Genomic DNA, 13,208 nt, shown 5'->3' on the forward strand with positions numbered 1-13,208 from the left:
TTTGGAGGAGGGTGCAGGAGTGGAACTAGCCATAATTATAGCTACGTTGGATACAAAAGGGGAAGAAGCTTTATATGTTAAGAATATTATAGAATCGAAACACATTTCTACTCTAGTGATCGACACCGGTATTAAGGGTCAACCCTATTTTGAGCCTGACATATCGAGATATGAAGTGGCTAATGCGGCAGGGACAAACTTGGAGGATCTCATAGAACGTAACGACAGAGGTTATGCAGTCGCAGTTATGAAATGTGGATGCGCCAGAGTCCTGGAGAGATTGCATAAGGAAGGTAGAATTGGCGGAGTAATGGGGCTTGGCGGTTCTGGAGGCACAAGTATAGCCGCTGGGGCCATGCAAGTTTTACCTATAGGTGTACCTAAGATTATGGTTTCCACCATGGCTTCCGGAAACACCAGGCCCTATGTGGGATTTAAGGATATCATTATGATTAACAGTATTGTGGATATTGCTGGTCTAAATACTATTTCAAGGAAAATACTTTATAACGCAGCCTTGAGTCTATGTGGCATGATCTATGGAATGAGAGAAGCAGAAAAAGAGAATATAACAGACAAAAAGGTGGTAATAGGCGCGACCATGTTGGGAGTAACTACTCCTTGTGTCATGGAAGCCAAGAAAATTCTGGAAAGTAAAGGTTATGAGGTATTGATCTTCCATGCCAATGGTGCCGGAGGACAGGCGATGGAAGAGCTCATTAAGCAGGGTGAGATAGCAGCAGTTATGGATATTACTACTACAGAAATAATCAACGAAGTGTGTGGTGGCACTTTTGCAACTGGGTCGGGGAGAATGGAGGCTTCGAGCGAAAAGGGGACACCTCGAGTAGTCTCTTTGGGAGGCCTGGACATGTCGATATTTACTCCCCCGGAAGCCTTGCCTCCGCAGTACCGCAACCGCCTTTTATATTCCCATAATCCCTCAGTCACCTTAATGCGTACCAATGTGGAAGAAAACAAAAAGGTGGCGAAGATTTTGGCTGAAAAGCTAAATAGGGCTTGTGCACCAATAACGCTAGTTGTACCGGAAGGAGGGTTCTCTTCACTAGATGCCCCCGGTCAGCCTTTTTATGGCCCTGATGAAGACCAGGCCCTTATTGAGGGTTTGTTGGCAGCACTAAATTCCAAGGTAAAAGTTATTCGAAGGAAGGAGAACATTAATGATCCCGTAGTAGCACGAGTGATAGCAGAGGAACTTTTGCAATTGTTAGAGGGAAGGCGTGAGAGGTTATGAAGCTCGCGGTGTTTTCCGATGTACACGCTAATCCCCGTTCTCTCCAGGCTGTACTTGCTGATTGTGAAAAGAGAGGGGTGGATATGATCCTTTGCCTCGGAGATCTTGTGGGTTTTTCACCCCGTCCTAAGGAAGTCATTGACATTGTTCGTAAAGAAGGAATCGAGTGTGTCCTTGGAAACCATGATCGTCTGGCTTTTGATCCTGCTTATCTCGATTCTTGGCCCATATGCAACCCAGAAGAAAAAAACTTGCTTAGGTTATCACTGAACTTTACTAATTCCAAATTAAATAATAAAGAAAAGGAGTACCTTAGTAGTTTGCCAGATAAGATTATAATCGAGTATAAAGATTACCGCCTCATCGCTGTACACGGTAGTATCGGCGATCCGAATCGTTATTTACATAAAGGAGCACCTAAACAGGAACTTCTAAGAAGCTTAGAGGATCAGAACTTCCATCTCTTATTGTGCGGGCATACCCACATATACTATCAGGAATGGTATGGAGGAAAGGGTATAGTTAACGTCGGCAGTACAGGTAAACCCAAGCATGGAGATCCCTATGCTGTCTATGCTTTGGTTACACTCACCTCTTTTGTAACTGTTGATTTTGTAAAGGTAACTTATGATTGGCATACAGCTGCTCAAGAGGTTTTGGAGGCAGGACTAGGAGAAGCCACGGCGCGGTGGATTGCTTATGGCAACTTGCAGGGCTTCCAGATCCAGTAGGTTAAGTATATGGGGACATACTTTAGTTCTATACGCTTTGCAGCAAGAAGTGGAAAGCTACTTAGAAAAAGATGTAGGTTGGTAAAAAAGTATTTAATGTTTTTTTATTACTAGGCATTGACGTATAAAGAAGTATCAATTAAAATAATAATAGATAATCGATAATCTTTAATGCTATCAATATACACATGCTGCATGAGGAAAGGGCGTAATAACACTTATGTACCAATATTTGAATTTAAAAGGGCCTACAATTGAGCGACGCGTTTTAAGGGAAGATATTAAGAAGTTTTTATTAAATTGCATTATAACTGGTATTCTCCAGCCAGGCCAGCGAATAATTGAGACCCGCATAGCTAAAGAATTGGGCGTAAGCCAAGCACCTGTCCGGGAGGCTATACGCGAACTGGAACAGATGGGGCTTGTGGAAACCATCCCTTATCAGGGAACCTATGTAAAAAAGCTGACGCGTAAAAGCCTGAAAGAAGCTTACGAAGTACGAGGAATTTTGGAAGCAGCAGCAGCCCGTGAGGCAGCAAGGCGTATTAGCAGCCAAGAGATAAAAGAGATGGAGCACCTTATAGATGACATGGTAACCGCTGCAGAAAATAATGATCATTCACTGTACGTTGAGAAAGATATTGCTTTTCATGAAGCTATTTTTAAAGCTGCTGGTAATGAATTACTCTATAAACTATGGAGTACAGTTCATATGGGGAATTTTACTGTGGTTACTACTAACATTTCGAAGAGGAGTTTAAGGGAGCTTGCAGAAAGACATAAACCCCTGTTGGATAGTATAGCCAATCGAGATCCTGAGCAAGCTGAAAGTTTAGCAAAACTTCATATAAGCGAACTCGCTGAAGAAGTATTAAATACACTTTCAGAATAGATATAGGTAACGAAGAAGGAGGGGAGAGAGAAAATCGTTAAAAAGAATCGTTAAAAACATTGAAATGATTATCTGTCAGGGGGGGGGGGGGGGGTTAAAAGGAGTTTCAATAACTTTTTCTTCTTCATCAAATATGTGTTTTAATGAAACTTTTGTAGTTTATCTACTTCAGTTAATTTAACTATTAGTAAAGAATTTATGGAGGTGAAGAGGATGAGTGAAGTGCTGGGGACTTTTTTTGGCGACGAAAAGTTTCCCATAGAATGGGCTAGTGAGGAAGAGAAGCAGCTACACTGGTTCTATGACGATTTACATTGTCCTAATCCCATCTCCCCTATGTACGCGGATATAGGGGGCTGGTGGGGAGATACATGCGCTTATATGTATCGACGATTTGGGGCTCCTTTTGGAAAAACATGGATTGGGAAAGTTATAAATAACTATGTTTATACCGCAATAGTGCCGCGCGATCCTGAAGAGGCGCAAAGGCTAGCTCCTTATTACAATGCGGTAATGCCAATTTATGCCGAAAAGTTTTTAGACTGGTGGCATGAGCGCTATTTACCAGAAATATTGAATAACCTCCAGTATTTAGATAATTATCCTTATGATAAGGCAAGTATTCCTGAACTTTTAATATTGCTCGAAGATGCTTTGGACATCCAAGAACGTCATTTTAAAATACATTGGATTTTAAATTTAGCCCAGTTCCAGGCATTTCTTCAATTTAGAGCCGTTTACAAAGAGGTTTTGGGCGAAGAGGACCCCGACAATATAGGGAAAATCTTAGTATCCGTGGAAGACAGGAATTGGGATTCTCTACGGGAGCTGTGGAAGTTAAAAGAAAATATAAAGGCTAAGCCTTCTTTACGTAATTGTTTTACTCTGGACAAGCCTTCCGAAATTCTCCGCGAATTGGAAAAAACAGAAGAAGGGAAGGAATTCCTTAACGAATTGGCTTCTTATCAGAAGGAATACGGATACAAGGCCATTTACACTCACGAATACATTTATCCCACTTGGATCGAAGATCCCACTCCTATAATTGAAATGCTTAAGACCTACCTGGACACCGATTACAATTTCCATGAAGCCTATGAGAAGTGCCTTAAAGAGCGGGACGAGGCTATAGCCGAAATGTTTTCCCGGGTCAAAGATGAAGAAGGAAAGGCTAAGCTGCAAAAAGCCCTTGACCTGGCCTTAAGGATGGCACCTCTCACTCCAGATCACCACTTTTATATTGACCAGGGTACTTATGCACGTATGCGGTTAGTTTTGATCAATATTGGGAAGGCCCTGGTCAAGGCGGGAATACTGGAAAACCCGGACGATACTATCTTTCTCAGGTATGAGGAATTGAGGCAGATTGCGATTAATCCTTCTCTATTTGATGTTAAAGAGCTTGTGCGTAAGCGCCGCCAAGAAAGGGAGGAGGCTTTTAAAGTTCGCCCGCCGGACTGGGTAGGAACGGTAACCAGATGGTCGCTTTATGAAGAGCCGTACAAGACCCTATGGGGTTTCCCCGAGAAATTCGAAAAGGCGGCTGCCAAAGCTGAGGAGGTAGTAGACGTCGTAAGAGGCTTGCCGGCTTCTCCGGGAGTAGTGGAAGGAACAGCTCGATATGTGGTCTCACCGGAGGAATTTGACCAAGTCCAACCTGGAGATATCCTGGTGTGCAAGATGACTAACCCGGCATGGGTAGTGGTGTTTACTAAAATTGCAGGTTTGGTAACTGATGCAGGAGGAGTGCTTTCCCATCCTGCTGTTGTGTCTCGTGAGTTTGGTATTCCTGCAGTAGTGGGCACTTCCAATGCTACGCGGAAAATAAAAAGTGGGAATCGCATAAGAGTAAACGGTAATACCGGCGTAGTAGAGATCTTGAGCTAAGCACTGCAAGGGGCGGGGTTGGATACCAACCCCGCTCAGGCCGAAAGTGGGGTGCAAGGATTATGTGGATATGCTGGTTCGGAGAAAACTTTTATGGTGTTGAGGAACTGGGCGGTAAAGGTGCCAGTCTAAGCAAAATGGCAGCTCATGGGTTGCCTGTACCCCCGGGCTTCGTAGTTAAAGCTAGTGCCTTTCGTCACTTCATGAATGTGTCGGGATTAATTACACCGGTAAAAGAGAAAGTGTCCAACTTAGATCCCTATAATAATACGGCCTTAACCGAAGTGTCTACGAACATACGGGAGTCAATAAAAGAAAATCCGGTTCCCAGGGAAATCTGTGAAGCTGTGGAGGAAGCTTACAAGAAACTGGGTTCAGGAGAAGAATTAGTAGCAGTTCGTTCCAGTGCCACAATAGAAGACGCTAAAGAGGCCAGTTTCGCCGGTCAACATGCAACTTATTTGTTCGTGAGCGGTGTTTCTAATGTGATAGACAAGTTAAAAGAATGTTGGGCCTCTTTATATAATCCTAGGGCAATATTCTACAGGCGCAGCAAGGGTATACCCGAGGAGCAAGCAGTAATTGCTGTAGTTATCCAAAAAATGGTCAACTCCGAAAAATCAGGGGTAATGTTTACGGTAAACCCTATCACTAAGAACAGACAAGAAATTGTTATTGAAGCGGTGTGGGGACAGGGTGAGGGCATAGTTTCTGGGATGATAACTCCAGATAATTACGTGGTTGACCGGGAAAGTTTAAATCTAGTTTCTAAATTTGTAGCTTTTAAAGAGGTCATGATGGTGCCAGACCCAGTGGCCGGGGGTGTGCGAGAAGTGGAGGTTACGCCGGAGATAGCGGAGGCGCAAGTTTTGGATGGGGAAGAACTTAAGGGCCTTGTAGAACTGGGGAAACGGGTTGAAAACTTTTTCGGTTTCCCGCAAGACGTGGAATGGGCTACGGAGGGAGGCCGCATCTATTTGCTCCAAAGCCGACCTATCACAACGCTTTAATTGTTTTGGAGTTGAGAAATGTTTTTGGCGCCAGGGACGAGGAAGCATTACTTTTGGTGGAGGGAATATTGCATGCTTCAGGGTGGATATACGGGGCAAGTTTTATTGGTCAATCTTACAACAGGCACGGTGGAGAAAGTTCCTTTAGACAAAAAAATGGCCGAAACGTATATTGGGGGGCGCGGGTTTACTTCTTACCTGCATTTCAAGTTAATAGACCCCCTAACGGATCCCTTCAGCGAAGACAACGTATTGATTTTTGCTACCGGTCCCCTGACCGGTACCCTGGCCCCTGCCAGCGGGCGATTTACAGTAGGAGCTCGCTCTCCTTTAACCTATATTTTGGGCGACGGTAACGGCGGTGGCCACTTTGCACCGGAACTAAAAATGGCCGGTTATGATGTTTTGATTGTCAAAGGCAAGGCCAAGTGGCCGGTGTACCTATGGATTAACGATGATGTGGTTGAGATACGGTCGGCGGATGCCTTGTGGGGCCTGGACACAGCAGCAACGGAAATGGCTATTAGGAAAGAGTTGGGTGAGGAAAACCTCCAGGTAGCTACTATTGGGCCAGCAGGAGAACGTTTAGTCCGTTTTGCTGGTATAGTGGTCAATCGTGATCACCTGGCAGCGAGGACAGGTATGGGCGCCGTTATGGGTTCCAAGAACTTGAAAGCTGTTGCTGTCCGCGGGAGCAAAAGCATTCCGCTGGCTGACCCTAAGAATTTTAAGAAATGGGCGGATGCCCTCTTTGAGACCATAACCACGGATAAAGTCAGTGGTGAAGCCTTACCTCAGTATGGAACGACAAGCCTGGTCGATCTCCACAATTCGTTAGGAGGTCTGGCAACAAAGAATTGGCAAAAAGGGTACTTTGAGCAGGCCAGCCTGATCAACGGAGATGCTCTCAATGCGCGCTTTCTAGTTAATGCCACCGCATGCTATAACTGCCCTTGCAGGTGTGACCGCTACTGCGTCATAACCGAGGGCCCTTATGCGGGCACTGCAGTAGGTGGTCCAGAATACTACACTATAGTTTCTTTTGGGAGCAAATGCTGCAACCCTGATTTGGCCTCTATTATTAAGGCTAATCATCTCGCCAATTTATACGGGTTAGATTCTGGCAGTACAGGTGGAGTCATAGCATACGCTATGGAGCTCTATGAAAAAGGTATACTCACCGCCCGAGATACAGGCGGCCTGGAGTTAACATGGGGGAATGGTGGAGCTGTCGTAGAGTTAGTCAAGAGGATCGCTTTCCGGGAGGGCATAGGTAACTTATTGGCCGAGGGTATCCGGGAGATGGCCAAGCAGCTGGGACCTGCCGCTGAAGAATGCGCTATTACAGTTAAAGGGATGGATCCCCCCACCTTTGATCCCCGGGCACTTCAAGTATATAACTTCCGCTATGCTGTGGCCAGTCGTGGTGCAGATCATTTGCGTATATCAGCTCATGGAGCCTACGAACTAGAGAGGATAGAAGATGATAACGAGGCAGCTAAAAGGCTGGCCTTTTGGCAAAACGTTGTCTGTATACCCGATATGATGGGTATTTGCAAATTCCCCTACACCTTTTATGCAGAAAATGCGGAGGTAACTTTTAAAAAAGCTTTGGAGTTGGTTCCCAAGGCCTTTGAGGCTGCTACGGGAATTTCTGCCAATGGTGATTATCTATTAGAGGTTGCTACACGTGTGGCTCAGCTTGAAAGGGCTATAAATGTGCGCTATGGTCTTACGCCTGCGGACGATGAACTGCCGAAACGGTTTTTGACCGAGCCCCTGCCTGATGGCCCCAAGAAAGGCCAGGTCCATGACCGTTTCCCTGCCTTAAAAGAAGGTTTCTACCTTGCCATGGGATGGGATTTGAACAGGGGGGTACCCACAAAACAAGTATTGCAGCAGTTAGACATGGATGAAATTGCTCGAGACCTGGAACAAAGAGGTTTATTGTAAAAAAACAGAGGTGAGTTAAATGGCTTTGACCTTTCGACAGGAAGTTTGTTCAGGCTGCCGGACCTGCGAGTTGATCTGTTCCTTTACTAACTTTCAAGAAGTTAATCCTAAAAAGTCCGGCATACGGATTAAGGAAAGCAATAAGCCAGGGAGGTATACAGCGCGTATTTGTTCTGGGTGTGGAAGATGTATGGAAGTTTGTCCGGCGGAAGCGATATCTATGGAGGCCGGCAGGGTAAAGATTGATGCTAGCCTCTGCACGGGTTGCCTGACCTGTGTAGATAGTTGCCCGGAGGAAGCTATTTTTATGATGCCGGGGTCGGAAATACCTTTTATGTGTAATAGCTGTGGTGCTTGTGTACAGTATTGTTCTCCTAAGGCATTATCGCTGTGAGGGGGAGTTATTAACCGATGTACCACCATATTGAAGAATTGGCCGCTGCCAACGTGCGTTTACGCGTAGATGTAGTTAGCCAGGAAAGGGTGGGGCGTGTATTACAAAGTGAAGAATTTCTCAATTATCGCCTGGCCGGGGTGCGGAGGTATTTGGAGTATACCTTGCCCGAGCCGGATATGGTTTGGTACCCGGACAAAGATGAAAAGGAAATAACATACCATGAAGGACGTGTCACCATTTTTGGCAAATGGTACGAGGGAGAGATACAGCGCATTATAGTCTCCCTGCTAGCCAAAAAGATGTTTGAAGCCGGTCTTTATCTTTTTCATGCTTCGGCCGTTAGATACCGGGACAAAAGCATTGCTTTTATAACCGGTGAAAGCAACTCGGGAAAAACCATGTCCCAAATTGAAGCATGTCGCCGCGGAGGGAAAATTATTTCCACCGAAACTATTGTAGTAAACGCGGAAGGCCAGGTTATCATGGGCTCCAAAAATGTCTTCCTGAGGCAGCGGAGTAAAGGTACGGAAAGAATAGATAAACCCGACCAGGATGAAGGGGTCGCCAAGTTTTTTAGTACAACACCAGAATTCGAAATCTATGATTTACCTACAGGTATAGATTTGGTGGTGTTGCCGGATATAGACGGCAATTACAGCCCGAAGTGCGGCGAAATGTCCGATTATGAGAAGCAATATCAGACTTTTCATTGCCTGTGCGATTACTTGGGCATGCATATCCTATTGGCACCGGGACTGCCCATGCCTCTGTTAGACACTCCGGAATTAAGAAGAGAACGGGCCAACTTTATTAAGAAGTTCTGTCAAAGGCCTTATTACTATATAAGGGGGCAGAACCCCCAAGTAGTAATTGACCAATTAGATAAGATCTTGGACCAGATGGAGGTAAGGACTTAGATGGACAAGAATTACCGTGACCTGTTTGACCTTAGTGGCCGGGTAGCCTTGGTGGTAGGGGGTACGGGTGGCATAGGGCGAGATATTGCCTTGGCCTTGGCCCAGTACGGTGCGGATGTAATTATTGCCAGTCGGCGACCGGAAGCAGGGGAAGAGGTGGTAAAGGCCATTGCCGCGACGGGTCGTAGATGTACATCTCTTAAGGCTGACATATTAAATGCAGGCGATTTGAGAAATCTGATGGATACTATTGACAACATGTATGGCCAGCTGGACATTTTGGTCAATGCAGCCGGTACCAATGTTTGGCAGAAAGCGGAAGAGTATAGTGAAGAGAATTGGGATAAAGTGGTGGATACCAATCTTAAGGGTGTGTTTCTTACGTGTCGGGAAGCAGGGCGTCTAATGATTCGCCAGCGACGGGGTAAGATAATCAACATCTCCTCTGTGCGGGGCAAGCTCGGGTTTCCTGAAAATTACACAGCATACTGTGCTAGCAAAGGAGGGCTCAACCTTTATACTAAGTGTTTAGCAGCCGAATGGGCCAAGTATAACATAAACGTAAACGCTATCGCGCCGACCTTTATTGAAACTCCCTTGGTGTCCAATATGCTGGCAGATCCAGAGACGTATAATCGCCTAGTCAATCGGATCCCGCTCCGGCGGATCGGTATGCCAGGTGATTTAGTGGGGGCAGCTATTTTCTTCGCCTCTCGGGCCTCTGATTTTATTACAGGGCAGATTCTTTACGTTGATGGCGGAGTAACGTGCACGCAATAGGTTGATGAAAATTCAAATTCAAGGAGGAATATACAGCTATGGCCCGCAGAATTATCGATCTAAGCATGGAAGTATCTAACGACATGATTGTTTTTCCCCGCGTAGCTCGTCCTATCATGGTTCAGCTAGAAAGCCACGAGGATTATGCCCGCAATATAGGGGCAGCGGAGTATGGTGTGACCCACTTAACAGCCCACTGTATAGTGGTCTTAGGGGATCACGTTGGAACCCACATTGATTCTTTACGTCATATGCGAAAAGATGCTCCCGGTGCGGAAGGTATCCCTTTGGAATATTGCTATGGCGATGGGGTGGTTTTAGATTTTGCGGATAAACCGGCAGGTTATGTTATTACCGTTGAGGATATAGAAAAGGCTTTAAAGAAAATTGATTATGAAATTAAACCCTTAGACATTGTGTTGATTAAGACAGGAGCTTCGCGATACAACAATACGGAAAGATATCTCACCGAGCACTGTGGAATGTCAGCAGAAGCAACGCTCTGGTTAATAGATCGCGGTATAAAAGTTATGGGTATTGATGCCCCTACTTTTGACCCGCCAGTAAAGACCATGTTTGAGATCAAGAAGTTCTGGGAGGCTCACCGGGTGATGATGGAGCGAGAATATTATCATTTGGAAAACCTGGCCAATCTGGACGCCATACCCGTCCCTTACGGGTTTAAAGTAGCAGTTTTTCCGGTTAAATGGAGAGGGATGACCGGGGCGCCAGTGCGAGCAGTTGCCATCCTGGAAGATTAAAGCGCCATGCTCAGAATTTATAAGAGGTTGGTTAACGATGATGGTCGTCAAAGTACGTTTTCCAGCACATATAGAACGCTTTTTCAGCCAACTGGCCAGCAAAGACTTAGAACGTCTAGAAATACCTGAGGGTACGACCGTAGCCGGCCTTTTACAGGTCTTAGGCCTGGCCCAAGGGGAAATCGGTCTGGTCCTTATCAACGGCAAACAAGCGGATTTATCTACGTTACTGGAACATGGTGACGAAGTCGAACTTTATCTTCCTCTGGCTGGTGGCTAGACGCCTCTTTTAAAGTATCAATTTAGTATTTAGGGAGGGAAAGCTAATGTCTAAAGTGCGGGTTGGCGTGGTGGGTTATGGCGTTATAGGTCAACGTTTGGCCGATGGTGTGGCTCGCCAGGGAGACATGGAACTGGTAGGTATAGCTGATGTAGCGCCAACTCTGGCCTTGAGGGCTCTGGCTGAGAGGGGCATGCCTTACAAGTTATATGCAGCTATTCCAGAAAATATTCCTCAGTTGCAAGCGGCAGGTATACCGGTTAGCGGAACCTTGGACGATTTGCTCGACCAGGTAGATGTGGTGCTTGATGCAACCAGCGCTGGCGTGGGCCGCAAAAATAAGGAGATCTATGAAAAGAAAGGTGTTAAAGCGATCTTTCAGGGCGGCGAAAAGAACGATGTGGCTGAGGTCTTCTTTCATGGATATGCCAATTACGAAAAAGGATTGGGCAAAAGATTTCTAAAGCTGACTTCTTGTAACACGACTGGGCTTATCCGCGCAGTAGACTGCTTGGACAGAGCAGTAGGCATAGAAAGAGTGGTCATAACGATAATACGTCGTTCTGCCGACCCAGGTGATACCCATCGGGGCGTGGTGGACCTGGCGCTCGTGGAACCTGTGCCCAATCATCAGGCTAAAGACCTGATGCTCATAATGCCCCATGTGGAAGCCACTGGACTGCTGGTACATGTACCTACTACCCATGGCCATATAATAAGCATTCTCGCCACGCCTAAAAAGAGTATTACTAAGGAAGAGGCGCTGGCAGCCTTTAATGCGCATCCACGCATTAGAGTGGTAAGAATAGCCGATGGTTTTAATTCCAATGCCGCTCTCTTCCGTTATGCTCGTGATCTAGGCAATCCGCGAGGAGATATGTATGAGATCGCTGTTTTCGAAGAGACAATAGCGTTCAGTGGGAAAGATATTTTCTTCACCATCAATGTGCCCCAGGAGGCTGTAGTTACACCGGAAACCATAGACGGTATTCGCGCCTGCATGGAGATGCAAGAGACCCGCGATGAGGCCGTGGCCATGACCAATAAATACCTGGGGTTAAAATAGAGGTGGCCAGAAAATGAAACATGGCATTTATACTCTGGACGACTTTGATTTCTATAATAAAACAGTGCTTTGTCGGGTAGATATTAATTCCCCCCTCAAACCGGACAAGTCCGGTTTGAGGGACATTACTCGGATTGAAGGTTGTCTACCTACCATTAAAGAGCTAGCGGATAAAGGGGCCAAGGTGGTGATTTTGGCCCACCAGGGTGGAGACCTAGAATACCAGAATTATGGCTCCACGGCCCCTCATGCACAAGTAATGAGCGAACTTCTTGGACGGCCTATTCAGTTTATCGATGATGTTTGTGGACCGGCTGCCAGGCAGAAGATTAAAGAGCTGAAGCCGGGAGATATCCTGGTACTAGACAACGTGCGTTATATGGCCGAAGAACTTACCCTTTTCGAAACCCGCCTAAAATTGACTCCTGAGGAGCAAAGCAGGACCGTGGTAGTACAAAAGCTGGCCCCGCTGGCGGATGTTTATGTTTGCGATGCTTTTGCTGCTGCCCACCGATCCCAGCCCACTCTGGTGGGGATGGAAGAGGTTTTGCCTTCGGCTATGGGCCGGCTTTTTGAAGCAGAGCTTTCTGCCTTGAGCAGGTTGAGAGAAAATCCCGCCCGGCCTTGTTTGTTTATCTTAGGTGGGGCTAAAATCGAGGATGCCTTTCTTATGATGGGCTCAGTTCTTAAAGATGGCGTAGCTGATGGAATTTTAACCGGTGGATTGGTGGCCAACATAATGTTCCTGGCGGCAGGAGTGAACTTGGGAGAGCAGTCGAAGGAATTAATTTATAAGCGAAATCTAGCCGAGTACATTGAAGTGGCAAAGGAACTTTTAGAAAAATATGGGGACAAGATCCATCTCCCTGAAGACTTGGCCTGGGTAGAAGAAGGAACAAGGAAGGAGATAACAGTAAGTCGTTTGCCGGTAGATGGTCTGATAGTAGATATCGGGCACCGAACGGTAGAACGATATCTGGAGAAAATAAATAATGCCCAGACCATATTTATCAACGGCCCCTTGGGCGTCTTTGAAAACGAAGCCTCCAGCTATGGTACTAGAGAAATTTGGCAGGGAGTTGCCAATTCCTCGGCTTTTAGCGTTATCGGGGGCGGGGACAGTCTTACGGCGGCCAATAAATTTGGTGTCCTAGACAAGTTTTCTTATGTTTCTACCGGAGGCGGCGCTCTGGTTCGCTTCTTAACAGGTGAGGAACTGCCGGTGATTAAAGCCCTTAGAAAGGCGGCTCAGAGATTTAAGTCTGACAGGAGTTGAATA

The 13,208-nt window shown here is 46.1% G+C and carries 13 protein-coding genes; all 13 read left to right on the forward strand.

The features are described from left to right. Window positions 1-19: 19 nt before the first annotated feature. The 13 genes from AC1BI1_RS04525 to AC1BI1_RS04585 all read left to right on the forward strand — a co-directional run bounded on the left by AC1BI1_RS04525 (window position 20) and on the right by AC1BI1_RS04585 (window position 13,205). A complete protein-coding gene (locus AC1BI1_RS04525; RefSeq protein ID WP_476716084.1) occupies window positions 20-1,255 on the forward strand; it encodes a Tm-1-like ATP-binding domain-containing protein in 1,236 nt (411 codons plus the stop codon). Next, on the forward strand, window positions 1,252-1,986 hold the full coding sequence (locus tag AC1BI1_RS04530) for a metallophosphoesterase family protein (RefSeq protein ID WP_476716085.1): 735 nt from the start codon (window positions 1,252-1,254) through the stop codon (window positions 1,984-1,986). Before AC1BI1_RS04525 ends, AC1BI1_RS04530 begins: the two co-directional genes overlap by 4 nt. A gap of 220 nt (window positions 1,987-2,206) precedes the next feature. Further along, window positions 2,207-2,878 carry a GntR family transcriptional regulator gene (locus AC1BI1_RS04535; RefSeq protein ID WP_476716086.1) on the forward strand — a complete coding sequence of 224 codons (672 nt, stop codon included), beginning with the start codon at window positions 2,207-2,209 and terminating at the stop codon, window positions 2,876-2,878. 213 nt (window positions 2,879-3,091) lie between these two features. Beyond that, window positions 3,092-4,765, forward strand: a complete 1,674-nt coding sequence (locus AC1BI1_RS04540; protein ID WP_476716087.1) for a PEP-utilizing enzyme — start codon at window positions 3,092-3,094, stop codon at window positions 4,763-4,765. 62 nt (window positions 4,766-4,827) lie between these two features. Then, a complete protein-coding gene (locus tag AC1BI1_RS04545; RefSeq protein WP_476716088.1) occupies window positions 4,828-5,775 on the forward strand; it encodes a PEP/pyruvate-binding domain-containing protein in 948 nt (315 codons plus the stop codon). A 72-nt stretch (window positions 5,776-5,847) separates the two neighbouring features. Next, window positions 5,848-7,728: an aldehyde ferredoxin oxidoreductase family protein gene (locus AC1BI1_RS04550; protein ID WP_476716089.1), complete on the forward strand. Its 1,881-nt coding sequence runs from the start codon at window positions 5,848-5,850 to the stop codon at window positions 7,726-7,728. Window positions 7,729-7,747: 19 nt separating this feature from the next. Then, a complete protein-coding gene (locus tag AC1BI1_RS04555) occupies window positions 7,748-8,122 on the forward strand; it encodes a 4Fe-4S dicluster domain-containing protein (RefSeq protein WP_476716090.1) in 375 nt (124 codons plus the stop codon). 17 nt (window positions 8,123-8,139) lie between these two features. Continuing rightward, window positions 8,140-9,042 (forward strand): hypothetical protein, encoded by a 903-nt coding sequence (locus AC1BI1_RS04560; RefSeq protein WP_476716091.1) that lies wholly within the window; start codon window positions 8,140-8,142, stop codon window positions 9,040-9,042. After that, window positions 9,043-9,822 carry an SDR family NAD(P)-dependent oxidoreductase gene (locus tag AC1BI1_RS04565; protein WP_476716092.1) on the forward strand — a complete coding sequence of 260 codons (780 nt, stop codon included), beginning with the start codon at window positions 9,043-9,045 and terminating at the stop codon, window positions 9,820-9,822. Window positions 9,823-9,860: 38 nt separating this feature from the next. Next, entirely contained in the window at window positions 9,861-10,583 is a 723-nt protein-coding gene (locus AC1BI1_RS04570; protein WP_476716093.1) for a cyclase family protein, read from the forward strand. A gap of 37 nt (window positions 10,584-10,620) precedes the next feature. Next, on the forward strand, window positions 10,621-10,863 hold the full coding sequence (locus tag AC1BI1_RS04575; protein WP_476716094.1) for a MoaD/ThiS family protein: 243 nt from the start codon (window positions 10,621-10,623) through the stop codon (window positions 10,861-10,863). Between the two features lie 46 nt (window positions 10,864-10,909). Next, complete coding sequence (locus AC1BI1_RS04580) at window positions 10,910-11,929, forward strand: type II glyceraldehyde-3-phosphate dehydrogenase (protein ID WP_476716095.1); 1,020 nt, start codon at window positions 10,910-10,912, stop codon at window positions 11,927-11,929. Window positions 11,930-11,942: 13 nt separating this feature from the next. Next, entirely contained in the window at window positions 11,943-13,205 is a 1,263-nt protein-coding gene (locus tag AC1BI1_RS04585) for a phosphoglycerate kinase (protein ID WP_476716096.1), read from the forward strand. The last annotated feature ends 3 nt before the right edge of the window (window positions 13,206-13,208 follow it).

The sequence above is a fragment of the Thermanaeromonas sp. DSM 22490 genome (assembly GCF_056378755.1).

Excerpts from the sequence above, each read along its gene's own strand:
- AC1BI1_RS04530 (WP_476716085.1), top strand. The coding sequence starts at position 1,252 with ATGAAGCTCGCGGTGTTTTCCGATGTACACGCTAATCCCCGTTCTCTC.
- AC1BI1_RS04535 (WP_476716086.1), top strand. The coding sequence starts at position 2,207 with ATGTACCAATATTTGAATTTAAAAGGGCCTACAATTGAGCGACGCGTT.
- AC1BI1_RS04540 (WP_476716087.1), top strand. The coding sequence starts at position 3,092 with ATGAGTGAAGTGCTGGGGACTTTTTTTGGCGACGAAAAGTTTCCCATA.
- AC1BI1_RS04545 (WP_476716088.1), top strand. The coding sequence starts at position 4,828 with ATGTGGATATGCTGGTTCGGAGAAAACTTTTATGGTGTTGAGGAACTG.
- AC1BI1_RS04550 (WP_476716089.1), top strand. The coding sequence starts at position 5,848 with ATGCTTCAGGGTGGATATACGGGGCAAGTTTTATTGGTCAATCTTACA.
- AC1BI1_RS04555 (WP_476716090.1), top strand. The coding sequence starts at position 7,748 with ATGGCTTTGACCTTTCGACAGGAAGTTTGTTCAGGCTGCCGGACCTGC.
- AC1BI1_RS04560 (WP_476716091.1), top strand. The coding sequence starts at position 8,140 with ATGTACCACCATATTGAAGAATTGGCCGCTGCCAACGTGCGTTTACGC.
- AC1BI1_RS04565 (WP_476716092.1), top strand. The coding sequence starts at position 9,043 with ATGGACAAGAATTACCGTGACCTGTTTGACCTTAGTGGCCGGGTAGCC.
- AC1BI1_RS04570 (WP_476716093.1), top strand. The coding sequence starts at position 9,861 with ATGGCCCGCAGAATTATCGATCTAAGCATGGAAGTATCTAACGACATG.
- AC1BI1_RS04575 (WP_476716094.1), top strand. The coding sequence starts at position 10,621 with ATGATGGTCGTCAAAGTACGTTTTCCAGCACATATAGAACGCTTTTTC.
- AC1BI1_RS04580 (WP_476716095.1), top strand. The coding sequence starts at position 10,910 with ATGTCTAAAGTGCGGGTTGGCGTGGTGGGTTATGGCGTTATAGGTCAA.
- AC1BI1_RS04585 (WP_476716096.1), top strand. The coding sequence starts at position 11,943 with ATGAAACATGGCATTTATACTCTGGACGACTTTGATTTCTATAATAAA.